At 71.7% G+C, this 21,877-nt stretch carries 21 protein-coding genes and 1 tRNA gene; 7 read left to right on the top strand and 15 right to left on the bottom strand.

The features are described from left to right. Positions 1 to 236: 236 nt before the first annotated feature. The 8 genes from prfA to argS all read right to left on the bottom strand — a co-directional run bounded on the left by prfA (position 237) and on the right by argS (position 10,896). On the bottom strand, positions 237 to 1,316 hold the full coding sequence (gene prfA / locus FLP23_RS10390) for a peptide chain release factor 1 (RefSeq protein WP_149325795.1): 1,080 nt from the start codon (positions 1,314 to 1,316) through the stop codon (positions 237 to 239). Positions 1,317 to 1,319: 3 nt separating this feature from the next. Then, positions 1,320 to 3,440, bottom strand: coding sequence for a transcription termination factor Rho (rho, locus tag FLP23_RS10395; RefSeq protein WP_149326284.1), 2,121 nt, complete (start codon positions 3,438 to 3,440; stop codon positions 1,320 to 1,322). An 80-nt stretch (positions 3,441 to 3,520) separates the two neighbouring features. Further along, a complete protein-coding gene (gene thrB, locus FLP23_RS10400) occupies positions 3,521 to 4,459 on the bottom strand; it encodes a homoserine kinase (RefSeq protein ID WP_149325796.1) in 939 nt (312 codons plus the stop codon). Continuing rightward, the gene (thrC, locus tag FLP23_RS10405; RefSeq protein ID WP_149325797.1) at positions 4,456 to 5,556 is read right to left on the bottom strand and encodes a threonine synthase; all 1,101 of its coding nucleotides are present in this window, start codon (positions 5,554 to 5,556) and stop codon (positions 4,456 to 4,458) included. Before thrC ends, thrB begins: the two co-directional genes overlap by 4 nt. Before the next feature lie 10 nt (positions 5,557 to 5,566). After that, the gene (locus tag FLP23_RS10410; RefSeq protein WP_149325798.1) at positions 5,567 to 6,895 is read right to left on the bottom strand and encodes a homoserine dehydrogenase; all 1,329 of its coding nucleotides are present in this window, start codon (positions 6,893 to 6,895) and stop codon (positions 5,567 to 5,569) included. After that, positions 6,892 to 8,331, bottom strand: a complete 1,440-nt coding sequence (lysA, locus tag FLP23_RS10415; protein WP_149325799.1) for a diaminopimelate decarboxylase — start codon at positions 8,329 to 8,331, stop codon at positions 6,892 to 6,894. Before lysA ends, FLP23_RS10410 begins: the two co-directional genes overlap by 4 nt. A gap of 101 nt (positions 8,332 to 8,432) precedes the next feature. Then, complete coding sequence (locus FLP23_RS10420) at positions 8,433 to 9,221, bottom strand: LmeA family phospholipid-binding protein (RefSeq protein WP_149325800.1); 789 nt, start codon at positions 9,219 to 9,221, stop codon at positions 8,433 to 8,435. Between the two features lie 13 nt (positions 9,222 to 9,234). Further along, positions 9,235 to 10,896, bottom strand: a complete 1,662-nt coding sequence (argS, locus tag FLP23_RS10425) for an arginine--tRNA ligase (protein ID WP_425468253.1) — start codon at positions 10,894 to 10,896, stop codon at positions 9,235 to 9,237. Positions 10,897 to 10,961: 65 nt separating this feature from the next. On the opposite strand from argS, the gene FLP23_RS10430 reads away from it, so the two are divergent. Next, a complete protein-coding gene (locus tag FLP23_RS10430; RefSeq protein ID WP_149325802.1) occupies positions 10,962 to 11,552 on the top strand; it encodes an arginyl-tRNA synthetase in 591 nt (196 codons plus the stop codon). A 13-nt stretch (positions 11,553 to 11,565) separates the two neighbouring features. Here FLP23_RS10430 and FLP23_RS10435 read toward each other — a convergent pair whose 3' ends face one another. Continuing rightward, positions 11,566 to 12,366 carry a transglutaminase-like domain-containing protein gene (locus FLP23_RS10435; RefSeq protein WP_246139965.1) on the bottom strand — a complete coding sequence of 267 codons (801 nt, stop codon included), beginning with the start codon at positions 12,364 to 12,366 and terminating at the stop codon, positions 11,566 to 11,568. Between the two features lie 57 nt (positions 12,367 to 12,423). Here FLP23_RS10435 and FLP23_RS10440 point away from each other — a divergent pair. The 6 genes from FLP23_RS10440 to FLP23_RS10465 all read left to right on the top strand — a co-directional run bounded on the left by FLP23_RS10440 (position 12,424) and on the right by FLP23_RS10465 (position 16,318). Beyond that, a tRNA-Arg gene (locus FLP23_RS10440) sits at positions 12,424 to 12,499 on the top strand. An 11-nt stretch (positions 12,500 to 12,510) separates the two neighbouring features. Beyond that, positions 12,511 to 13,617: a glycerate kinase gene (locus FLP23_RS10445; protein WP_149325803.1), complete on the top strand. Its 1,107-nt coding sequence runs from the start codon at positions 12,511 to 12,513 to the stop codon at positions 13,615 to 13,617. A gap of 13 nt (positions 13,618 to 13,630) precedes the next feature. Beyond that, positions 13,631 to 14,260 (top strand): RNA polymerase sigma factor, encoded by a 630-nt coding sequence (locus FLP23_RS10450; RefSeq protein ID WP_149325804.1) that lies wholly within the window; start codon positions 13,631 to 13,633, stop codon positions 14,258 to 14,260. Next, a complete protein-coding gene (locus FLP23_RS10455) occupies positions 14,244 to 15,017 on the top strand; it encodes a hypothetical protein (RefSeq protein ID WP_149325805.1) in 774 nt (257 codons plus the stop codon). The genes FLP23_RS10450 and FLP23_RS10455 overlap by 17 nt, the downstream gene beginning before the upstream one ends. A gap of 66 nt (positions 15,018 to 15,083) precedes the next feature. After that, positions 15,084 to 15,875: an arginase family protein gene (locus tag FLP23_RS10460; protein WP_149325806.1), complete on the top strand. Its 792-nt coding sequence runs from the start codon at positions 15,084 to 15,086 to the stop codon at positions 15,873 to 15,875. A gap of 2 nt (positions 15,876 to 15,877) precedes the next feature. Continuing rightward, a complete protein-coding gene (locus FLP23_RS10465; RefSeq protein WP_149325807.1) occupies positions 15,878 to 16,318 on the top strand; it encodes a hypothetical protein in 441 nt (146 codons plus the stop codon). Positions 16,319 to 16,343: 25 nt separating this feature from the next. On the opposite strand, the gene FLP23_RS10470 is transcribed toward FLP23_RS10465, so the two are convergent. Genes FLP23_RS10470 through FLP23_RS10495 form a run of 6 tightly spaced genes read right to left on the bottom strand, consistent with a single transcriptional unit; the run spans position 16,344 to position 21,824 of the window. Then, positions 16,344 to 16,700, bottom strand: coding sequence for an SIP domain-containing protein (locus tag FLP23_RS10470; protein ID WP_149325808.1), 357 nt, complete (start codon positions 16,698 to 16,700; stop codon positions 16,344 to 16,346). Between the two features lie 25 nt (positions 16,701 to 16,725). After that, positions 16,726 to 18,141, bottom strand: coding sequence for a GH1 family beta-glucosidase (locus FLP23_RS10475; protein WP_168200429.1), 1,416 nt, complete (start codon positions 18,139 to 18,141; stop codon positions 16,726 to 16,728). Then, positions 18,138 to 19,157 (bottom strand): ABC transporter permease, encoded by a 1,020-nt coding sequence (locus FLP23_RS10480; protein ID WP_149325810.1) that lies wholly within the window; start codon positions 19,155 to 19,157, stop codon positions 18,138 to 18,140. Before FLP23_RS10480 ends, FLP23_RS10475 begins: the two co-directional genes overlap by 4 nt. Next, the gene (locus tag FLP23_RS10485) at positions 19,154 to 20,140 is read right to left on the bottom strand and encodes an ABC transporter permease (protein WP_149325811.1); all 987 of its coding nucleotides are present in this window, start codon (positions 20,138 to 20,140) and stop codon (positions 19,154 to 19,156) included. The genes FLP23_RS10480 and FLP23_RS10485 overlap by 4 nt, the downstream gene beginning before the upstream one ends. Further along, complete coding sequence (locus FLP23_RS10490) at positions 20,137 to 20,946, bottom strand: ABC transporter ATP-binding protein (protein WP_149325812.1); 810 nt, start codon at positions 20,944 to 20,946, stop codon at positions 20,137 to 20,139. The genes FLP23_RS10485 and FLP23_RS10490 overlap by 4 nt, the downstream gene beginning before the upstream one ends. After that, positions 20,943 to 21,824, bottom strand: coding sequence for an ABC transporter ATP-binding protein (locus FLP23_RS10495; protein ID WP_149325813.1), 882 nt, complete (start codon positions 21,822 to 21,824; stop codon positions 20,943 to 20,945). The genes FLP23_RS10490 and FLP23_RS10495 overlap by 4 nt, the downstream gene beginning before the upstream one ends. Positions 21,825 to 21,877: the final 53 nt, after the last annotated feature.

A 21,877-nucleotide genomic window follows, 5' to 3' on the forward strand; every position in this document is an offset into this window, starting at 1 on the left:
CGAGCAACCCAAATCAAGGAGGCGGTGTGGCTGGTGGTGCTGGTGGTGCCCAGGTGGCCGATTCGACGCCGCAACTCCGTGATTCGGGTTGCTCGACTCCTTGATTTGGGACGGGAGTTCACGCGGGACGGGAGCGCGGGACGGGAGCGCGGGACGGGAGCGCGAGAGGGGATGGGGGCGAGGGGATGCGGGCGAGGGGATGGGGGCGAGGGGCGACGCAGCGGTGAGGGGATCCGCTACTCCCCCGCACCCAGCTCGGCGAGGCGGGCCTCCTCGTCGGCCTGGATGCACGACTCGATGACGGGGCCGAGGGCGCCGTTCATCACGGCATCGAGGTTGTAGGCCTTGTAGCCGGTGCGGTGGTCGGCGATGCGGTTCTCGGGGAAGTTGTAGGTGCGGATGCGTTCCGAGCGATCCATCGTCCGGATCTGGCTCTTGCGGGCGTCCGAGGCGACCGCCGCGAGCTCCTCCTGCTGCCGGGCGAGGAGTCGCGCACGCAGGACGCGCATGCCGGCCTCGCGGTTCTGCAGCTGGCTCTTCTCGTTCTGCATCGACACCACGATGCCGGTCGGCAGGTGGGTGATGCGCACCGCCGAGTCGGTCGTGTTGACGCTCTGACCGCCCGGACCGGACGAGCGGAAGACGTCGATCTTCAGATCGTTCGGGTTGATGTCGATCTCTTCAGGCTCGTCGACCTCGGGGAACACCAGCACGCCCGTCGTGGAGGTGTGGATGCGGCCCTGCGACTCGGTCGCCGGCACCCGTTGCACGCGGTGCACGCCGCCCTCGTACTTGAGGCTCGCCCACACGCCGTCGGCCGGGTCGGTGGCGTTCGACTTGATCGCCAGCTGCACGTCCTTGTAGCCGCCGAGATCCGATTCGGTCCGCTCGAGCAGCTCGGTCTTCCAGCCGCGCGACTCCGCGTAGTGCAGGTACATCCGCAGCAGGTCGGCCGCGAACAGGGCCGACTCCTCGCCGCCCTCGCCGCCCTTGATCTCCATGATCACGTCGCGCCCGTCGTCGGGGTCGCGCGGGATGAGCAGCCGCCGCAGCTTCTCCTGCGCGGCGACGAGCCCCTCCTCGAGCGCGGGGATCTCCTCGGCGAAGGCCTCGTCCTCACGGGCGAGCTCGCGCGCAGCGGCCAGATCGGACTGCGCCTGCTGCCAGCCGGCGTGCGCCGCGGCGATCTGGCTCAGCTCGGCGTAGCGCCGGTTGACCTTCTTCGCGCGCGCCGCATCCGCATGGATCGCGGGGTCCGCGAGCTGCTGCTGGAGCTGTTCGTGCTCGGCCAGCAGCGACTGGACCGATTCGAACACGCGCTACTCCTTGTGGGCGTGCCCGTTGCCGTTGCCCGCCGGGAGCGAGTTCTGGATCTGCACGAGGAACTCGACGTTGGAGCCGGTCTCCTTGAGCTTCGACAGCACCACCTCGAGCTGCTGCTGCAGTTCGAGCCCCGCGAGCGCGCGGCGCAGACGCCAGGTGATCTTCACCTCGTCGGCTGAGAGCAGCTCCTCCTCGCGGCGGGTGCTCGAGGCGTAGAGGTCGACCGCCGGGAAGATGCGCTTGTCGGCGAGGGCCCGCGAGAGGCGCAGCTCCATGTTGCCGGTGCCCTTGAACTCCTCGAAGATCACCTCATCCATCTTGGATCCGGTCTCCACGAGCGCCGTCGCCAGGATGGTGAGCGATCCGCCGCCCTCGATGTTGCGGGCGGCTCCGAAGAAGCGCTTCGGCGGGTAGAGCGCCGAGGCGTCGACACCGCCGGAGAGGATGCGCCCGGACGCCGGCGAGGCCAGGTTGTAGGCGCGACCCAGGCGGGTGATCGAGTCGAGCAGCACGACGACGTCGTTGCCGAGCTCCACGAGGCGCTTGGCGCGCTCGATGGCGAGCTCGGCGACCGTGGTGTGATCCTCGGCGGGACGGTCGAAGGTCGAGGCGATGACCTCGCCCTTCACCGAGCGCTGCATGTCGGTGACCTCTTCGGGGCGCTCATCCACGAGGACCACCATGATGTGGACCTCGGGGTTGTTGATCGCGATGGCCTTGGCGATCGCCTGCAGGATGAGCGTCTTGCCGGCCTTGGGGGGCGCGACGATGAGGCCGCGCTGGCCCTTCCCGATGGGCGCGATGAGGTCGATGATGCGCGTCGAGAGTTTCTCGGGCGTGGTCTCGAGACGCAGGCGCTCGTTGGGGTAGATCGGGGTGAGCTTGCCGAAGTCGACGCGACCGGCCGCCTCCTCGACGGTCTGGCCGTTGACGGAGTCGATCTTGACGATCGCGTTGTACTTCTGGCGGCTCGAGGCCTGGTCGCCCTCGCGGGGCTGGCGGATGGCGCCGACGACGGCATCACCCTTGCGCAGGTTGTACTTCTTCACCTGACCGAGCGACACGTAGACGTCGCTCGGGCCGGGAAGGTAGCCCGTGGTGCGCACGAAGGCGTAGTTGTCGAGCACGTCCAGGATGCCCGCGATGGGGATGAGCACGTCGTCGTCGGAGATCTCCGGCTCGAGCTCGTCGACCACGCCGCCACGGCCTCCGCGCTTGCGGTCGCGGTAGCGGTTGCGGCTGCGGCTCTCGCCGTCGGGGCCGAACTGGCCGTCGGCGTCCTCGCCTGCGGGGGCCTGGCGGTTCTGCTGGCCCTGGTTCTGCTGGCCGTTCTGGCGCTGCTGGCCGTTCTGACCCTGCTGGCCGCCCGCGGGCTGCTCGCCCTGCTGGCCGTTCTGGGCCTGGCCGTTCTGGGCCTGGCCGTTCTGGCCCTGGGCGCCCTGGCCGTTCTGGCCGTTCTGGCCGCGGCCTCCGCGGCGGTTGCGGCTGCGGCGGCTGGGCTGCGCGCCCTCGCCCTCGCCCTCGGACTCGGCCGAGGTGCTGCTCGGGATGAGCTTGTCGAGCTCGAGGCCGAGCTCGGCCTGCGCGGCGTGCTGGGCGGCGCTGCGGCGACCCGTCGCGGCGACCGGTTCGGTCGACTCGAGCGGGGGCAGCGAGGCGGCGATAGCCGCGGCGTCCGCCGTGGCGGCGCTCACGCGGCGCGAGCCGCGGCGGGCCGGAGCGGCGGCGGGCGGCCCCTCGACGGGAGCCTCCTCCGCGGCCGCCTCGGGGGCCTGCTCCTCTGCAGGAGCCTCCTCTGCAGGAGCCTCCTCCGCAGGCTGCTCCTCGACGGGAGCCTCCTCGACGGGGGCCTCCTCCGCCGGGGTCGGGGCCTCTTCGGTCACGGGCGCGTCAGCGCTCTCGGTCTCGGAAAGGTCGGAGAGAGAGTCCACGAGATCTCCTTTACGCATCTTGGAAACGCCGACGATGCCGCGCTCGGCTGCCAGAGCCTGAAGCTCCGGAAGCCGCAGGCGGCTGAGGGCGGCGCGATCCCCCGCAGCTGCTGCGGAGGTGGTGGCGTCGGTCACGACTGGATTGTCCTTTCGACCCGGGCACAGAACATCCCGAGCTGGGTGCATCGCCGGTTGCGGTTCGGGTTGCATGGGAATGCGTGAAACGGCGGTAGGCGAATGCCGGTGAGATGCACCCTCGCGCCGGGTTACGCCGCGGCGTCGTCCGAGTGCAGCACCACTGTAGCACCCCGGAAGTCGACGGCCAGCATCAGGCACTCCCACACCGACTCGGCGTGTTCGGCGATGAGCTCGGCCGCGCGAAGGCGCTGGGCGGGGTCGCTGCCGAGCACCAGGATGGAGGGGCCCGCCCCCGAGACGACGGCCGCGAGGCCCTCGCCGCGGAGCATCTGGATCAGGGCATCCGTCTCGGGCATGGCGCTCGCGCGGTAGCTCTGGTGCAGCTTGTCCTCGGTCGCGGCGAGCAGCAGCTCGGGGCTCTGCACGAGAGCCGCGATGAGCAGCGCCGAGCGCGAGACGTTGAAGATGGCGTCCTCGTGCGGCACCGACTGCGGCTGCAGGCTGCGGGCGAGCGCGGTCGACATGGTGCGCTCGCGCGGCACCGCGACGAGCGGGCTCACACCCCGGTGCACGATGAGCTTCTTGAACCGCGGGCCCTCGGGGGTCATCCAGGTGATCGTGAGACCGCCGAAGAGCGCCGGCGCCACGTTGTCGGGGTGCCCCTCGAGCTCCGTCGCGAGGGCGAGCAGCTGTTCGGCGCCGAACTCGACGACGCCCTCGAGCAGCCCCTTCGCGGCCATGATGCCCGAGACGATCGCGGCGCCCGAGGAGCCCATCCCGCGGCCGTGCGGGATCGCGTTGCGCGCCAGGAGCTCGAGTCCCGGCAGTTCCTGACCGACCGAGGCGAAGGTGTGGGCGATCGAGCGCACCACGAGGTTCGTCTCGTCGGTGGGCACCTCGCCCTCGCCGACGCCGATCACCTGAACGGTCGCGCCCGGCTGTTCGCGCGCCGTGACCTGCAGTTCGTCGTAGACCGCGAGCGACATCCCGAGGGTGTCGAAGCCCGGCCCGAGATTGGCCGTGGTGGCGGGCACGCGCACCGTGACGGTGCGCCCGACGAGGCTCATGCAGACGCCGTCGCGTCGGCCGGACGCTTGACGAGGCCCAGAACACCCGCGATCTCGGCGGGGTCGACGGCGACGCTCGTGGGCTGCACCTCCGAGCCGTCCGCGGTGCGCAGCGCCCAGTGCGGATCCTTCAGACCGTGCCCCGTGACCGTCAGCACGACACGCGCGCCCTTCGGGATCACGCCGGCCTCGGCCCGTTCGAGGAGCCCTGCGACGCTCGCGGCGGAGGCGGGCTCGACGAAGACGCCGACCTCGCTCGAGAGGATGCGGTGCGCCTCGAGGATCTTCGCGTCGCTGATCGCACCGAAATAGCCGTCGGTCTCGTCGCGCGCGATGAGGGCGAGCTCCCACGATGCGGGGTTGCCGATGCGGATGGCGCTCGCGATCGTGTCGGGGTCGCGCACGATCTCGCCGCGCACGAGCGGTGCGGAGCCCTCGGCCTGGAAGCCGAACATCCGCGGACGCTGCGTGGTGGCGCCGCGCTCGGCCTCCTCCTTGTAGCCCCGCGTGTACGCGGTGTAGTTGCCGGCGTTGCCGACCGGGATGAAGTGGAAGTCGGGGGCGTCGCCGAGCACCTCGACGACCTCGAAGGCGGCCGTCTTCTGGCCCTCGATGCGGTCGTTGTTGACCGAGTTCACGAGGTGCACGGGGTACTGCGCGGCGAGCTCGCGGGCGATGTCGAGGCAGTCGTCGAAGTTGCCGCGCACCTGCAGCAGCTCGGCGCCGTGCGCGATCGCCTGCGCGAGCTTGCCGAGCGCGATCTTGCCCTCCGGCACGAGCACGGCGGCGGTGATGCCGGCGTGGGTCGCGTAGGCGGCGGCCGAGGCGGAGGTGTTGCCGGTCGAGGCGCAGATGATGGCCTTCGCACCGTGCTCGACGGCCTTCGACACGGCCATCGTCATGCCGCGGTCCTTGAAGGAGCCGGTGGGGTTCATCCCCTCGAACTTGACCCAGACCTCGGCGCCGGTGCGTGCCGAGAGCGCGGCGGCGGGGATGAGCGGCGTGCCGCCTTCGCCGAGGGAGATGATGGGGGTCGCGTCCGAGACATCGAGCCGGTCGGCGTATTCGCGGAGCACTCCGCGCCACTGGTGAGCCATGACTGTCTTCCTATAATCCTTCGACCCGGAGCACGCTCTCGACCCGTGCGACCACGGGGCTGCCGGCGAGATCGGCGACCGTCGCGGCGAGGGCCTTCTCGGTCGCCCGGTGCGTGCCGATCACCAGCGTAGCGCCGGCGGACTCCTCGTCTTCACCGCCGCCGACCGTCACGACGCTCTGCTGCACGGCCTCCACGGAGACGCCGTGCTCGCTGAACAGGGTCGCGATCTGCGCGAGCACCCCGGGGCGGTCGAGCACCGAGAGGGTGATCTGGTAGCGGGTCGAGACGGAGCTGATCGGCAGGATCGGCAGGTCGGCGTGGGTCGACTCCGCGACCCCCGGCCCGCCGACGACATGGCGGCGCGCCGCCGAGACGAGGTCGCCGAGCACGGCCGACGCGGTCTGGCGCCCACCCGCACCCGCGCCGTAGAACATGAGGCTGCCTGCCGCCTCCGCCTCGACGAACACGGCGTTGTTGGCGCCGTGCACGGCCGCGAGCGGGTGACCGGCCGGGATGAGCGCGGGATGCACGCGGGCGCTCACCCCGTCGCGTCCCGTCTCGGGGTCGACGAGGCGCTCGCACACCGCGAGGAGCTTGACCACGAACCCCGAGCGCTGCGCCGCGACGACCTGGTCGCGGGTGACGGTGCGGATGCCCTCGCGGTGAACGCCGTCGACGGCGACGGTGGTGTGGAAGGCGAGGCTCGCGAGGATCGCGGCCTTCTGCGCCGCGTCGAAGCCGTCGATGTCGGCGGTCGGATCGGCCTCGGCGTAGCCGAGCTCGGTGGCGGCGGCGAGCGCCTGCTCGAGGGTGTCGCCGTCGCGGTCCATCCGGTCGAGGATGTAGTTCGTCGTGCCGTTGACGATGCCGAGGATGCGGTGCACGCGGTCGCCCGCGAGGCTGTCGCGGAGCGGGCGGATGATGGGGATCGCGCCCCCGACGGCCGCCTCGTAGTACAGCTGCGCACCGACCTGCTCGGCGATCGCGAACAGCTCGGGGCCGTGGGTGGCCAGCAGGGCCTTGTTGGCCGTGATGACGTCGGCGCCCGAGGTGAGGGCCAGCTCGAGGTATTCGCGGGCCGGCTCGATGCCGCCCATGACCTCGATGACGATGTCGGCTCCCAGGATGAGCGAGCGCGCGTCGGTCGCGAGCAGTTCGCGCGGGATCTCGGCGGTGCGCGGAGCGTCGAGGTCGCGCACGGCGATGCCGACCACCTCGAGCCCGGCGCCGACCCGGTTGGCGAGCTCTTCGCCGTGCTCCAGGAGGAGGGAGGCCACCTGGGCGCCGACGGATCCGGCGCCGAGGATGGCGATCTTGAGGTTGCGGTATTCGATCACTGGGGTTCCATCGTGGGTGGGTGGGCGCGGAAGTCGAGATCCTCCGCACCGCTGCTCACGCCGGTGTCCCGGCGGAGCAGGTCGTATTCGGTTTCGCGACGGATCAGCACCCGGCTGCGTCCCTCGCGCACGGCCACCACGGCCGGGCGGCCGAGGTAGTTGTAGTTGCTCGCGAGCGACCAGCAGTAGGCGCCCGTCGCGGGCACGGCCAGCAGGTCGCCGGGGCTCACGTCGCCCGGCAGGTAGTCGTGCTGCACGACGATGTCGCCCGACTCGCAGTGCTTGCCGGCGACCCGCACGAGCGCCGGATCGGCGTCCGAGACGCGATTGGCGATCCGCACCGAGTACTCCGCCTTGTAGAGCGCGGTGCGCAGGTTGTCGCTCATGCCGCCGTCGACGCTCACGTAGCGGCGCACCGCGCGCTCGTCGACCGAGACGTCCTTGACCGTGCCGACCTCGTAGAGGGTGGCGCCCGCCGTGCCGATGATCGCGCGACCCGGCTCGATGGCGACGACCGGGACGGGGATGCCGAGGCGCGCGCACTCCGCGGCGACGACCTCCGCGAAGTCGGCGGCGATCCGCGCGATCGGGGTGACCTCGTCGGCGCTCGTGTAGGCGATGCCGAACCCGCCGCCGAGGTTGAGCTCCGGAACCTCGCCGCCCGCGAGCAGCTCGGCGTGCAGGGCGAGGAGCCGCCTCGCGGCCTCGACGAAGCCGGCGGACTCGAAGATCTGCGAACCGATGTGGGAGTGCAGCCCCAGGAAGCGCAGGCTGTCGTGGGAGCGGATGGCGGCCACCGCCGCCGCGGCGTCGGCGAGCGGGATGCCGAACTTCTGGTCCTCGCGCGCGGTCGCGAGGTATTCGTGCGTGGAGGCGTGCACCCCGCTGTTGATGCGCAGCCGCACGTTCTGCACGCGGCCGTGACGGTGCGCGGCCTGCGCGACACGCTCGATCTCGACGACGCTGTCGAGAACGATCGCGCCCACCCCGATCTCGACCGCATGGTCGATCTCCGAGAGGCTCTTGTTGTTGCCGTGGAAGCCCAGGCGGGCGGGATCGACGTCGGCGGCGAGCGCCACCGCGAGCTCGCCGCCGCTGCACACGTCGATGTTGAGCCCGGCCTCGATCATCCAGCGCGCGACCTCGGTCGAGAGGAACGCCTTGCCCGCGTAGTACACGGTCGTGCGTCCGCCGACCGCGGCGAAGGCGGCCGCGAAGGCGTCGCGGAGCTCGGCGGCGCGCTCGCGGGCGTCGAGCTCGTCGATGACGTAGAGGGGGGTGCCGTATGCGGCGTGCAATGCGGGGGCGCTGATCCCGCCGATCCGCAGCGCACCGGACGGGGCGCGGTCGGCGTTGCGCGACCAGACCGCGGGCGCGAGCGCGTTCGCGTCCTCCGGGTGGGCGAGCCACCCGGGAGCCAGCGGATTCACGGTCACGATTACCTCACGGAGTCGTCGGAACGAAGAGAGTGAGGCGAGCGGACCCGGCTTGGTCCCTGAAGCCGGGAGTCATTCTATCGGGAGGCCCGCGCCGCCGATCACGCGGGGCAATCGCCCTTGACGGTGAGCTCCGGGCCGCCGAGGGCGACCCCCGCGGCGGCGAGGCCGAGGTGGAGCTCGCCCTGCGCGATCTCGGCGCGCGTGAGCAGGAAGACCGCCGGAAGCTGGTCGGCGATGCACACGGTGCGCTGCTGCAGGATCGGGCCGGCGATCCCTCCCCACAGCGGGTCGGCGGCGAGCTCGGCGGCCGTGACGGTGCGCTCGCCGATCCGCACGCTCGTCGGCGCGAAGCCGAGCGCACCGTCGACGGCGGCCGGTGTCAGTCCGATGCCGAGCGGGAACGATTGCCCGAGCAGCGAGATGCTCCCCGAGGCGAGCAGCTCCGACCCCTCGATCGACACCTCGTCGATCGGGACGCCGCTCAGCTGATCGGCGATCCCCGAGAGGCCCGCGCTCGCGATCCGGTAGTCGATCGCGAGCGCACGGGTCGGGCTCGCCGGGTCGAGCGGCACCCCCTGGGCGGCGACGGCGAGATCCCCCGTGAGCGGGCCGAGCGCGAGGTCGTCCACCCGGATGTCGACCTGGTCGACGCTGCCGGCGAGTGCCTGCAGCAGCACCGAGCCCGCGCCGAGCTGCACCTCGACGGCATCCTCGTCGGGCACCTCGAGCGCCTCGGCGATACGCGCGGCCACGAGACCCTCCGCCCAGCCGCGCACGAGGAAGTCGGCGGCGACCGCCCCCGCCCCGAGCAGCACGACGACGCCGAGCACGACCCACGGCCACACCCGTCGTCTGCGGCGGACGAGCTCGGGCGTGGCGAGGTTCACGCGGTGCCCGCGATCACATCCGCTCGGGGGCCGAGACCCCGAGCACCGTCAGGCCGTTGCGCAGCACCTGGCCCGTGGCGTCGTTGAGGGTGAGCCGCGCGCGGTGCACCTCCTCGACCGGGTCGTCGCCCTGCGGGATCACCCGGCAGGCCCCGTACCAGCGGTGGTAGGAACCCGCGAGGTCCTCGAGATAGCGCGCGATGCGGTGCGGTTCGCGCAGCTCGACCGCCTGCAGCGTGATGCGCGGATACTCGGCGAGGGCGCCGAGCAGTTCGCTCTCGGTCTCGTGGACGAGCAGCGAGGGGTCGAAGCTCGAACGGTCGACGCCGGCGCTCGCCGCGTTGCGCGCGACGGCCCGCGTGCGCGACTGCGCGTACTGCACGTAGAACACCGGGTTGTCGTTGGTGCGCTTGGTGAGCAGGTCGAGATCGATGTCGACCTGCGAGTCGATCGAGCTGCGCACGAGCGCGTAGCGGGCGGCATCCACGCCGACCGCGCCGACCAGGTCCTCCATCGTGACGACCGTTCCGGCGCGCTTCGACATCCGCACCGGCTCGCCGCCCTGCACGAGGTTGACGAGCTGGCCGATGAGGATCTCGAGGTTGACGTAGGGCACGTCGCCGAACGCCGCCGTCATCGCCATGAGGCGCTGCACGTAGCCGTGGTGGTCGGCGCCGAGCATGATGATGCAACGGTCGAAGCCGCGCTCGCGCTTGTCGAGGTAGTAGGCGAGGTCGCCCGAGATGTACGCCGGTTCCCCGTCGGATTTGATGACGACGCGGTCCTTGTCGTCGCCGAACTCGGTGGTGGCGAGCCAGGTGGCGCCGTCGGCCTCGTAGATGTGCCCGAGGCTGCGCAGCCGCTCGACCGCCCGACCCACGGCACCGGACTCGTGCAGCTCGTTCTCGTGGAAGTACACGTCGAAGTCGACGCCGAACTCGTGCAGGCTCGCCTTGATCTCGCCGAACATCTGCGCGACGCCCAGCTCGCGGAACACCTCCTGCTGCTCGTCGCGCGGCAGGGCATCCAGGTCGCCCGGGTAGTCGCTCTCGACGCGGGCCGCGATGTCGGCGATGTAGCTGCCGCCGTAGCCGTCCTCGGGGGCGGGTTCGCCGCGGTGCGCCGCGACGAGGCTGCGCGCGAAGCGGTCGATCTGGGCGCCGTGGTCGTTGAAGTAGTACTCGCGGGTGACGTCGCCGCCCTGCAGCTCGAACAGTCGCGCGAGGCTGTCGCCGACCGCCGCCCAGCGGGTGCCCCCGATGTGGATCGGTCCCGTCGGGTTGGCCGAGACGAACTCGAGGTTGATGCGCACACCGGCATACAGCTCGCCTCGCCCGTAGGCCTCGCCCGCCTCGAGGATGCGCTGCGCGAGCACCCCTGCGGCCGCGGCGTCGAGGGTGATGTTGAGGAAGCCGGGGCCCGCCACCTCGGCGGCGGCGATGCCGTCGACCTCGACGAGCGCGGCTGCCAGCTCTTCGGCGAACTCGCGCGGCGAGGTGCCGATCCGCTTGCCGAGCTTGAGGGCCGCGTTGGAGGCCCAGTCGCCGTGCTCGCGGTTGCGCGGGCGCTCGAGGGTGACGTCCTCGGGGGTGATCTCCTCCGGGCCGACGCCGCGCGCGGCGGCCGCCCGGCGCACGTGGTCGAGCAGGATGGCGGCGAGTTCGGCGGGATTCACGAGGTTCGATCCTATCCGAGCCCGTCGCGCCGGGTTTCGGATGACGACCGGGTGACAATGGATCCATGCCGCGCCGCTCCCCCGCTCTCGTGCTGTCCGCATCCGTGGTCCTGGGGATCGCGGTGCTGTTGAGCGGCTGCCGTGCACCGGAGCCCGCGCCGTCGAGCTCCGCCCCCGCCCCGGGTGACACCCCGAGCGCCTCCCCCGAGGCGAGCCCGAGCGCGACGCCCACGCCGAGCGCGACCCCGGTCGATGTCGCGTGCGATGCCCTCATCCCGGCGCAGGCGATGTACGACTTCAACCCCAACTTCAGCCTCATCGACGGATGGAGCCCGGATGCGGGTTCCGCGGCGGCGGACGCCGTCGCAGCGGAGGGGGTCGCCTGCCGCTGGCAGAACAACACGAGCTCCGACGTGATCGACCTCTCGGTGGCGCAGCTCGACAGCGCATCCCTCGAGGCGAAGGCCAACGAGGCGTACGCCTCGAGCACGATGGTGCCGACCTACGGCGACGAGGCCTACTTCGCGGTGGCCGGGGGCGTGGGCGAGGCGATCGTGTTCGCGGGCGCTTACTGGGTGGTGATCCGCTCCCCCTACTTCCAGGAGCCCGGTGACGCCTCGCCGCTCGTGGAGGCCGTGCTCGCCGCCCTGCCGTGAGGCGCGACGGAGGTCAGCTGAGCTCGACGAGCGCGTCGGGGTCGTCGGTGAAGGTCTCGTCGGCGTTCGCGGCGACCGCCATCGACAGCAGGGTCACATCGGCGAGGGTGTTGGTCTCGAAGGCAGTATCGGTGGCGTCGCGTCCGGTCGCGATGCGCACCATCGCCGCGCGCGGGGCGAGCCGGGTCGAGTCCACCGCCACCCAGCGCCCCTCGACGAGGGCCTCGACGACGGCGTGCAGATCCATGGGCTCGAGCTGCGGCGCGTAGACCGAGACGAGCCGCGCAGGCACGTCGAGCGCCCGCAGCAGCGCCGCGGTGAGGTGGGCGTAGTCGCGGCACACCCCGGCCCCCAGCTCGAGGGTCTCGACCGCACCGCCGGTCGGCGAGGTCGCCTCCGCCCGGTAGTCGAGGCGGTCGTGCACCCAGTCCGCCACCGCGCGCACCAGGGCGGCGCCATCCCTGCCGGGGAAGGTGTCGCGCGCGAACGAGGTGAGGACGTCGGACTGCACATACCGGCTCGGCCGGAGGTAGACGATCGCATCGACGGGCTCGACCGCGACGGGTGCCGCCCGGCCGACCACCGTCGCCGCGTAGTCGAGCTGCAAAATGCCGGGGACTGTCTCGAACAGCGCGAGCCGCGTGCCGTGACCGTCCGAGGCGGGGCGCGTCTCGACGGGATCGCCGTCGATCGTCACCCGCAGCGACTCGACGGAGACCGGAATCCCCTCCGCGGGGGCGAGCGCGAGCACGAACGCGGTGGGATCCGAAACCTCGAAGGTGAGGCTCGACCGCACCTCGCGACGCAGACTCACCGGCGTCGACCGGGCGCGGGGGCGGTGAGATCCATGCTGCTAACCTAGGTCAGTCCCGCCCTCGTAGCTCAGTGGATAGAGCGCTTCCCTCCGGAGGAAGAAGTCGCACGTTCGAATCGTGTCGAGGGCACCACACTGGATGCCATGCGCATCGTCGTCGCCCCCGACTCGTTCACGGGGTCGATCTCGGCCCTCGACGCGGCGCGCGCGATCTCGGAGGGCTGGCGCGCGGTGCGTCCCGACGACGAGGTGATCCTGCTGCCTCAGGCGGACGGCGGTGTCGGCACGCTCGAGGTCGTCTCCGCCGCGGTTCCGGATGCGGTGCCGCACGATGCGGGGCCGGTGGCGGGCGCCGACGGCCGACCGAACCCCGGACGCTGGCTCGAGCTGCCCGACGGGCGCGCCCTCGTGGAGCTCGCGGAAGGCGTGGGCCTGCCGCTCATGGCACGCCCCGACCCGCTCGGCGCCTCGACGCGCGGCCTCGGCGAACTGCTGGGGCGGGTGATGGACGCGGGTGCGACGCACCTCGTCGTCGGGCTCGGAGGATCCGGCTCGACCGACGGCGGCACGGGCGCCCTCGCGGCGCTCGGGGCGCGGTTCCTCGATGCGGAGGGCCGCGAGTTGCCCGACGGAGGCGCGGCGCTCGGGCGACTCTCCCGGATCGACGCCACCGGCCTGCGCACTCCCCCGGCCGTGCTCGAGCTGTGGTGCGACGTCGAGGCGCCGCTCACCGGGCCGCGCGGGGCGGCAGCCGTGTTCGGCCCGCAGAAGGGCGCGACGCCCGACGACATCGCGCTGCTCGATGCCGGGCTCCGCCGCCTCGCCGCCGTGCTCGGCGGGGATGCGCACGAGCCAGGCGCGGGCGCCGCGGGCGGCACCGCCTATGGACTGCGGACGGCGTGGGGCGCGCGGCTCGCCTCCGGTTCCCGCGCGATCGCCGCTCTCACGGGACTCGATGCGGCGATCGTCGACGCCGAGCTGGTGATCACCGGCGAGGGCCGGGTCGACGCGAGCTCGCTGAGCGGCAAGGTCGTGGGCGCCGTGGTGCGCGACGCGGATGCGGCGGGCGTTCCCGTCGCACTCGTCGCGGGATCCGTGGATCCTGCCGTCGGGGGGTCTCGGGCCGCCCTCGCGCTCGTCGATCTCGCCGGATCGCGCGCCGCCGCGCTGGCGGATCCCGCCCGCTGGCTCGCCGCCGCGGGCCGCGAGCTCGCCCAACGAAATCGCGCGAGTGTTCGTCTCAACAGGTAGAGGGGAGGATGCCATGGCACGGGACACCGGATGGGAGCATGTCGTCGCCGAGCTCGTCGCCGAGCGCGGGGATGCCCTGCTGCGCTACGCGCGCCTCCTGAGCGGCAGCCCCGATGACGCCGCGGACCTCGTGCAGGACGCCCTCGTGCGCACCTTCGGCCGCCTCCGCAACGGCTTCACCGTCGCAAGCGCGGAGGCGTACGTGCGCCGCGCCATCCTCAACGCCTACCTCGACGGAGGCCGACGCGTCTCGCGCTGGCGCAAAGTGGCCCCGAGCCAGTACCGGCCCGAGGAGGTGCCCTCGCCCGACGCCGAGACCGACACGCGGCTCGACCTGCACGGAGAGCTCAGCAAGCTGACCCCCCGCGAGCGGGCCTGCCTGCTGCTGCGCTACTACGACGACCTCAAGGTGGACGACATCGCCACGACGCTCGGCATCAGCGCGGGAGCCGTCAAGCGGTATCTGAGCGACGGGCTCGCCAAGATGGCCATCGCCCTCGCCGACGACGGGACGGTCGCGGGGCGCCTCGGCCCGGGCGGGGCGCGCCCGGGCACCGGCACCACCCCGTACCTCTCGGGACCTGCGAACCCGCCGTCCCCTGACCATCCGACGAAGGAGGGCGATCGTGCCCACCGAAGCTGAACTGCGCGCTCTCCTGCAGGGCGAGCCCGAGGAGCCGGGCGGGCTCGACGTGGCCCGCATCATCCGTCGCGCTCGCGCCCGGCGTCGACCGAAGCAGCTCGCGATCGGCATCGGCTCGGGACTCGCCGCGGTCGCGCTCGTGGTGCCCGTCGCGATCGGACTGGGCGCCGGTCCGATCGGGATCTCGGCGGCCGGCGGCAGCGCGGCCGACGAAGGCCTCCGGAGCCAGGCGGACGGGCTGTTCACCGCCGAGGACGGCGCGGCCCCCGAGTCGGCGTCGGGCGCCGTGCCTCCCGCCGAGACGTCGAGCGTGTGCGGGGCGTCCCCCGCCGAGGCGTCGCCCGATCCATCCGGTCTGGTGCTCACCGTCACCCCCGTCGACGCGGCGGCCGACGCGTCGCGCATCGTGGTGGATGTGACCCTCACCAACACCGGCGCGTCGTCCGTGGCGGGCGCGACGACGCTCGCCCCCGCGCTCACCGTCGCCCGCGACGACGTGGTGCTCTGGCACAGCGGGAGGCTCTCCACCGCCATCAGGCCGGCCTTCGAGCTCGCCCCCGGAGAGTCGATCGCCTACACGGCCACCCTCATCCCCGCGCGCTGCTCGCCCGGAGACGACGAGGCGACCTCTCGCGAGGAGCTGCCGCCGCTCGGCCCGGGCGTGTACGAGCTCTCGGCGGCGATCGAGCTGGTGCCCGACGACGGCGGGCCCGTCCGCCTCGTCACCGGTCCGGCATCGTCGCTCGTCCTGCGCTGAGCGGGCGGGCACCGCATAGGATTCCGACATCGGGTGCACCCCGCGCGCCCGGATCCGGGAGAGTGCATGGTCGCCTTCGTCGTCGTCCCGCAGTGGCAGGGTTCCCCGTCGAGCCGGGCGATGCGCCTCGCCGAAGGCGCTGCCGCGATCCGCGCCGACCTGCCCGTCAGCGCCACCCGCGAGGTCGCGGTGCCGCTCGAGGCGGGCGACGAGCAGGGCACCGGGATCGCGCGGTTCGGCTCGCTGCAGCTCGTGCGCGAACGACTCGGCGACGCGCTCGGGGAGCTCGACGAGCCCGCCATCGTGATCGGCGGGGACTGCGCCGTCTCGGCTGCCGCGATCGCCCACGTGGCCGGCGACGATCTGGCCGTGATCTGGTTCGACGCCCACCCCGACCTCAACACCCCCGCGAGCTCACCGTCCGGGGCGTTCGCGGGCATGGTGCTCGCCGCGCTCGTGGCGGACGGCGTGGTCGCCCCCGAGCGCCTCCTGGTGGCGGGCGCACGGCAGTGGGACCCGGGTGAGGAAGATTTCGCCGCCGAGCACGGCATCGCCTCCTTCGGCGTCGACGCGGTGTCCGACGTCGAGGGACTGCTGAGCTGGGTCGCCGCGAGCGGGGCGAGTCGCCTCTACCTGCACGTCGACCTCGACGTGCTCGATCCCGCGGAGTTCGCGGGCCTCCTCGAGCCGATCCCCTTCGGGGTGTCGCCGAGTGCCCTCGTCGCGACGATCCGGGCGCTCGTCGCCCGGTTCCCGCTCGCCGGGGCGACGATCGCGGCGTTCGCGCCCGAGTCGGCGGAGCACGCCGTGGACGACGCCCCCACGATCCTGCGGGTGATCGGCGCCCTGCGCGGTTGAGCATGCCGGCATCGATCCGACCGCTGCACCCGAGCCGTCCCGAGCGCGCCGCCGCCTGGCTCGTCCGCGGCGTGGTCGCGGTCCCCGGGCTGCGGCGGCTGCTGCTGTGGCCCGTCGTGGCGCGCCCCGGCTTCTGGTTCGCGACGGCCGCGGGGTTCCTGTGGGGCACGCTCCTGCTCGGGCGGCACCGCCGGAGCCACGGGTTGCACGTCATCCACCAGCTGCCGCGCTGGGCGTTCGGGCGCGGCGGGACGACGATCGGAGCCGTCTACCTCACCCGTGACGGGCTCGGCGACCGCGTGCTGACCCACGAGGCGGTGCACAAGCAGCAGTGGCGCCGGTACGGCCTGAGCCTGCCGATCCTCTACCTGGCGGCGGGGCGCGTGGCCCTCACGAATCGCTTCGAGGTGGAGGCGGGGCTGCGCGACGGCGGGTACCTGTGAGCCGGCACTCGATCGGCGGTGACCGCTAGTTCGAGGAGAGCGCCTGCGCGGCGCGGTCGCCCGAGACCCAGGCGTACACCTGGTGCTCGCGCTCGGCCTCGACCGGCAGCATCTCGGCGAGCCAGGCGTCGACGGCGGCGCGCATGCTCTGGCCGCGGTCACGCAGCAGCCAGGTCACGCAGACCCGGCCCGGGGCCGAGAACTCGCGGATGCCGGCGGCGTCGGCCACCTCGAGGAAGATGCGGCCGCGCGCCTTCGGCGGCAGGGTGGCCGCGACGGTCTCCGCGATCGCGATGTCGGCGTCGACGGCGCCGAGCAGCACGGAGTCGCCGTCGCCGGGATTCCAGGCGATGGAGGCGGGGAGCACGTCGGAGAGGAGCATCCCTCCCAGTATAGGCGAGCCTTACCTAACGCTTCGCTGCGAGTCCGCTGCGGACCGACTCGATGAGCTCCGCGTAGCGGCGTCCGCTGGCCTTGATCGTGCGCTCCTGCGTCGCGTAGTCGACCCGGACGATCCCGAAGCGCTTGGCGTAGCCCCAGGCCCACTCGAAGTTGTCCAGCAGCGACCAGTAGAAGTAGCCGCGCACGTCGACCCCCGCCTCCACCGCATCCGCGACGGCGGCGAGGTGCGCCTCGAGGAAGGCCACGCGGTCGGCGTCCTGCACCGAGCCGTCGGGCGCGACCTCGTCGTCGTAGGCGGCGCCGTTCTCGGTCACGTAGAGCGCGGTGCCGCGCGGGGCCGTGTACTCCTCGTGCAGACGGGTGAGCAGGCGGGTGAGCCCCTCGGGCTGCACCTCCCAGTCCATCGCGGTGCGGGGAAGCTCGCGCGAGTGGAAGAAGATGCCGTCGGCGGCCGGGAACGGTGTCGAGGTGGGCCGGTCGGTGGGTGCTTCCAGCGCCTCGCGCGGGGCCGCAGGCTGCAGGCTCACCGCCTCGCCGTGGTAGTAGTTCACGCCGAGGAAGTCGATCGGGGTGGAGATCGTGGCGAGGTCGCCCTCCTGGACGAGCCCCTCGGCCCACACCGCGGCGAGATCCTCGCGGACGTCGGCCGGGTACTCTCCCCGCAGCAGCGGGTCGAGGAAGAAGCGGTTGATCTGGCCGTCGATGCGACGCACCGCGTCGAGGTCGCCCGGATCGCCCGCGTCCACCGGGTCGACCACGGTGAGGTTGAGGGTGATGCCGAGCGACAGGGTCGGGTCGGCCGCCCGCAGCGCCTCCACGACGAGCCCGTGGCCGAGCAGCAGGTGGTGCCCCGCGGCGACGGCCGCCGCCGGCTCCTGGCGACCGGGAGCATGCGCGCCGGCCGCGTAGCCGAGGAAGGCGGCACACCACGGCTCGTTGAGGGTCGTCCAGCGCGTCACCCGGTCGCCGAGCGCCGCGTGCACGTCGACGGCGTACTCCGCGAAGCGGAATGCCGTGTCGCGGGACGCCCAACCACCGCGCTCCTCGAGCTCCTGCGGCAGATCCCAGTGGTACAGGGTGAGCCACGGTTCGATGCCCGCGCCCAGCAGCTCGTCGACGAGCCGGTCGTAGAAGCCGATGCCCTCGGGGTTCACCGGCCCGTGCCCCGGGCGGATGCGCGGCCACGCGGTCGAGAAGCGGTAAGCGCCGAGCCCGAGCTCCTTCATGGTCGCCACGTCGTCGCGGTAGCGGTGGTAGTGGTCGCACGCCACCTCGCCGTCGTCGCCCGCGATCACGGCGCCGGGCACCCGGCAGAAGGCGTCCCAGACCGAGTCGGTGCGGCCGCCCTCGTGAGCGGCCCCCTCGATCTGGAAGGCGGCGGTCGCCGCACCGAACAGGAACCCGCTGGGCAGCGCGCTCACGCCTTCTCCCCCGCGGCGACGGCGGCACCCGTCGCGGTCACGGCGGATCCCGTGGTGGCGACGACGGTCGCGTCGGTCTGCGTGAAGCCCTTCTTGCGCAGCGCGCGGGCACGCTTGCCCGCACTGCGCAGGCGCGGGTTCACGTACTCGTCGATGCCGAAGTTGACGAGCGCGAGCGCCGTTCCGACGAGCGCGATGCACAGGCCGGCGGGCAGGTACCACCACCAGCGGTCCGGGAAGGCGTTCTGGCTCTGCGCCCAGAACAGGATCGTGCCCCAGTTCCAGCGCGTGATGGGCGTCACGCCCACGAAGGCGAGCGTCGTCTGGGTGAGGATCGCCGCGGTCACGGTGCCGACGAAGCTCGAGGCGATGATCGCCATGAGGTTCGGCAGCATCTCGACGCCGATGATGCGCCAGAGCGGCTCGCCGTTGGCGCGCGCCGCCTGCACGAAGTCGCGGTTGCGCAGCGACATCGTCTGGGCGCGCAGCACCCGTGCGCCCCACGCCCATCCGGTGATGGCGAGCACGATCGCGATGAGGAGCATCGAGGGGTCGTCGAAGTTCGACGTGATGATGATGATGAGCGGCAGGCCCGGGATCACGAGGAACACGTTCGACAGCGCCGAGAGCGCCTCGCTGCCGGCGCCCTTGATGTAGCCGGCGGTGACACCGATGACCACCGCGAGCAGGGTGCCGATCACACCGGCGGCGAAGCCCACGAACATGACGTCACGGCTGCCGATGATGATCTGGCTCAGGATGTCCTGGCCGAGATGGGTCGTGCCGAGCCAGTGGGTCGCCGACGGCGGGCCGTTGCGGTACTCGAGGTCGATCGCGTTCGGGTCGTACGGCGCGATCCACGGTCCGAAGATCGCGAGCAGGGCGAAGAAGCCCAGGATGATGAGGCCCGTGAGCGACTTCCCGTTGCGGAACATCGCGAAGGCTTCGGAGAGCTTGCCGCGCTGGCGCGGCTTCTTCCGCTCGAGAGTGGCGACGTGGCCGGTCTCGGTGGTCACAGTGCCTCCTCCTGTCGGGTGCGCGGATCGAGGGCCGCGTAGGCGATGTCGGCGATGATGTTCGCGACGAGGACCGAGAGCGTGATCACCAGGAAGATGCCCTGCATGAGCGGGTAGTCCTTGGCGAGCGTCGCCTCGAAGAGCCGCAGGCCCACGCCCGGGTAGCTGAAGATCATCTCCATGATGAGCGTGCCGCCGACGATGAAGCCGAGCGACAGCGCGAAGCTCGACAGCTGCGGCAGCACGGCGTTGCGTGCGGCGTAGTTGACGGCGACCCGCCGCGGCGAGAGCCCCTTGGCCTGCGCGACCGTGATGTAGTCCTCGTCGAGCACCGTGATCATCATGTTGCGCATGCCGAGGATCCAGCCGCCGAGCGAGGTGATGACGATCGTCAACGCCGGCAAGGTGCCGTGATAGATGACGTTGCCGATGAAGTCCCAGGAGAACTCGGGTATGTAGATCTTGTCGTAGGCGTGCGAGGCCGGGAACCAGCGCAGCGTCGTCGAGAAGACCGCGATCATGATGAGGCCGAGCCAGAAGTACGGCACGGTCGAGAGGAAGGTGGCGACCGGCACCACGAACTCCGCCTTCGAGCCGCGGCGCCAGCCGATGTAGGTGCCGATCGAGGTGCCGACGATGAAGCTGATGACGGTCGCGATGCCGACGATGCCGATCGTCCAGGGCAGCGCCTCGGCGATGATGTCGGTCACGGGCGCGAGGCCCTTCGACAGCGAACGGCCGAGGTCTCCGCGCAGCAGCAGGCCCCAGTAGTCGAGGTACTGCTGCCACAGCGAGCGGTCGGTGTTGAGGCCGAACAGGATCCGGAGCGACTCGATCGCCTCGGGGCTCACCTTGCCCTGGTTCTTGGCCAGGTAGGCGCTGATCGGGTCGCCCTTCATGAAGCGCGGCAGGAAGAAGTTGATGGTGATGGCGGCCCACGCGGTGAACACGTAGAAGATCGCGCGGCGGAGGAAGAATCTCATGCGCCCGCCTCCTTCGAGCGGGTCGACGACGCCCCGTAGAGCGCGTCGGGGTTCGGGGAGGCATCGCGCAGGCGGCGGGTGTAGTCGTGCTGCGGGTTGAGGATGACCTCGTCGGCGGGTCCGTACTCGACGACCACGCCCTTGTTGAGCACCATGATCTCGTCGCTGAAGTGGCGGGCGGTCGCGAGGTCGTGGGTGATGTAGAGCACGCCGAGGTTCGACTCGCGCTGCAGTTCGGCGAGCAGGTTCAGCACGCCGAGGCGGATCGAGACGTCGAGCATCGAGACGGGTTCGTCGGCGATGAGTAGGCTCGGCCGGGAGGCGAGCGCCCGGGCGATCGCGACGCGCTGGCGCTGGCCGCCGGAGAGCTCGTGGGGGCTGCGGTCGGCGAGTGCCGGGTCGAGCTTGACGCGCTCGAGCAGCCGGGCCACCTCGGCATCCACCTCGCCACGCGGCACCACGCGGTCGAGCCGCAGCGGACGCTCGAGGTGGTGACGCACCGTGTGGTACGGGTTGAGGGATGCGAACGGGTCCTGGAAGACCATCCGCACCTTCTGCCGGTAGGAGCGCAGCGCACGCCCATGGCGCGGGATCGGCTGCCCGTCGAGCAGGATCTCTCCCGAGCTCGGCGCCTCCAGCTGGGTCAGGATCTTCGCGATCGTCGACTTGCCGGATCCCGACTGCCCGACGAGGGCGATCGTGCGACCCGAGTCGAGGGTGAAGCTCACGTCGTCGAGCGCCTTGAGGGTGCCTGCACCGCGGACGCGGTACACCCGGCTGACGTGGGAGAACTCGAGGGTGGTCATCGTGCCGTCCCCGTCGCGCTCGGCTCGGTCTCGCCGCGGAGGAATCCGCCCCGGTCACCCGTGAGGCTCGGGAACGAGCTCAGCAGCTTGCGCGTGTACTCGTGGCTCGCGCCGCGGTAGATGTGCTCGGGGGTGTCGAGCTCGACCACTTCGCCCTCCTTCATGATCGCGATGCGGTCGCTGATCTCCAGCAGCAGGGGCAGGTCGTGGGTGATGAAGATCACCGAGAAGCCGAAGGTCTTCCGCAGCTCGGAGATCTGCTGGAGGATCTCGCGCTGGATGAGCACGTCGAGCGCCGTCGTGGGCTCGTCCATGATCATGAGCTGCGGCTTGAGGGCGAGCGCCATCGCGATCATGACGCGCTGGCGCATGCCGCCCGAGAGTTCGTGGGGGTAGGACTTGAGGCGGTCGCGGCCCACCTGGACGATGTCGAGGAGTTCAGCCGACTCTGCCACCCGCTCCTGGCGGGTCAGCTGCGGCCGGTGCGTCGTGAAGACGTCCTCGAGCTGGCTGCCGATCGTCTTCACCGGGTTGAGGGCGTTCATCGCGCCCTGGAAGACCATCGAGACCTTGTTCCAGCGGAAGCGGCGCAGTTCGTCGGTGCCGAGGCCCAGCACGTCGATGTCCTCGCCGTCGGCGTCGTGGAAGACGACGCCCGATCCGCTGATGACGGCCGGCGGCCGCAGCAGGCGCTGCACGGCGTAGGCCAGTGTCGTCTTGCCGCAGCCCGACTCGCCGGCGAGTCCGAGGATCTCACCGCGCTCCAGGGTGAGCGAGACGCCGCGTACGGCGTGCACCGGGGGGTCGACGTCGTAGACGACGTGGATGTCGTCGATCGTCAGGAGCGACCGATCCGTCACGGGGGTACCTCTATCCATCGTCCCGGCGGGTACCGGGCTTGCGTGCGGGTGGGTGCTCCCGGGATCGCTCC

The sequence above is a fragment of the Protaetiibacter larvae genome (genome assembly GCF_008365275.1).
GTDB lineage: Bacteria > Actinomycetota > Actinomycetes > Actinomycetales > Microbacteriaceae > Homoserinibacter > Homoserinibacter larvae.

Coding starts and splice junctions, on each gene's coding strand:
- rho (WP_149326284.1), bottom strand. CDS start 3,440: ATGCACCCAGCTCGGGATGTTCTGTGCCCGGGTCGAAAGGACAATCCA.
- thrB (WP_149325796.1), bottom strand. CDS start 4,459: ATGAGCCTCGTCGGGCGCACCGTCACGGTGCGCGTGCCCGCCACCACG.
- thrC (WP_149325797.1), bottom strand. CDS start 5,556: ATGGCTCACCAGTGGCGCGGAGTGCTCCGCGAATACGCCGACCGGCTC.
- FLP23_RS10430 (WP_149325802.1), top strand. CDS start 10,962: ATGCCGCGCCGCTCCCCCGCTCTCGTGCTGTCCGCATCCGTGGTCCTG.
- FLP23_RS10445 (WP_149325803.1), top strand. CDS start 12,511: ATGCGCATCGTCGTCGCCCCCGACTCGTTCACGGGGTCGATCTCGGCC.
- FLP23_RS10450 (WP_149325804.1), top strand. CDS start 13,631: ATGGCACGGGACACCGGATGGGAGCATGTCGTCGCCGAGCTCGTCGCC.
- FLP23_RS10460 (WP_149325806.1), top strand. CDS start 15,084: ATGGTCGCCTTCGTCGTCGTCCCGCAGTGGCAGGGTTCCCCGTCGAGC.
- FLP23_RS10465 (WP_149325807.1), top strand. CDS start 15,878: ATGCCGGCATCGATCCGACCGCTGCACCCGAGCCGTCCCGAGCGCGCC.
- FLP23_RS10470 (WP_149325808.1), bottom strand. CDS start 16,700: ATGCTCCTCTCCGACGTGCTCCCCGCCTCCATCGCCTGGAATCCCGGC.
- FLP23_RS10485 (WP_149325811.1), bottom strand. CDS start 20,140: ATGAGATTCTTCCTCCGCCGCGCGATCTTCTACGTGTTCACCGCGTGG.
- FLP23_RS10490 (WP_149325812.1), bottom strand. CDS start 20,946: ATGACCACCCTCGAGTTCTCCCACGTCAGCCGGGTGTACCGCGTCCGC.
- FLP23_RS10495 (WP_149325813.1), bottom strand. CDS start 21,824: ATGGATAGAGGTACCCCCGTGACGGATCGGTCGCTCCTGACGATCGAC.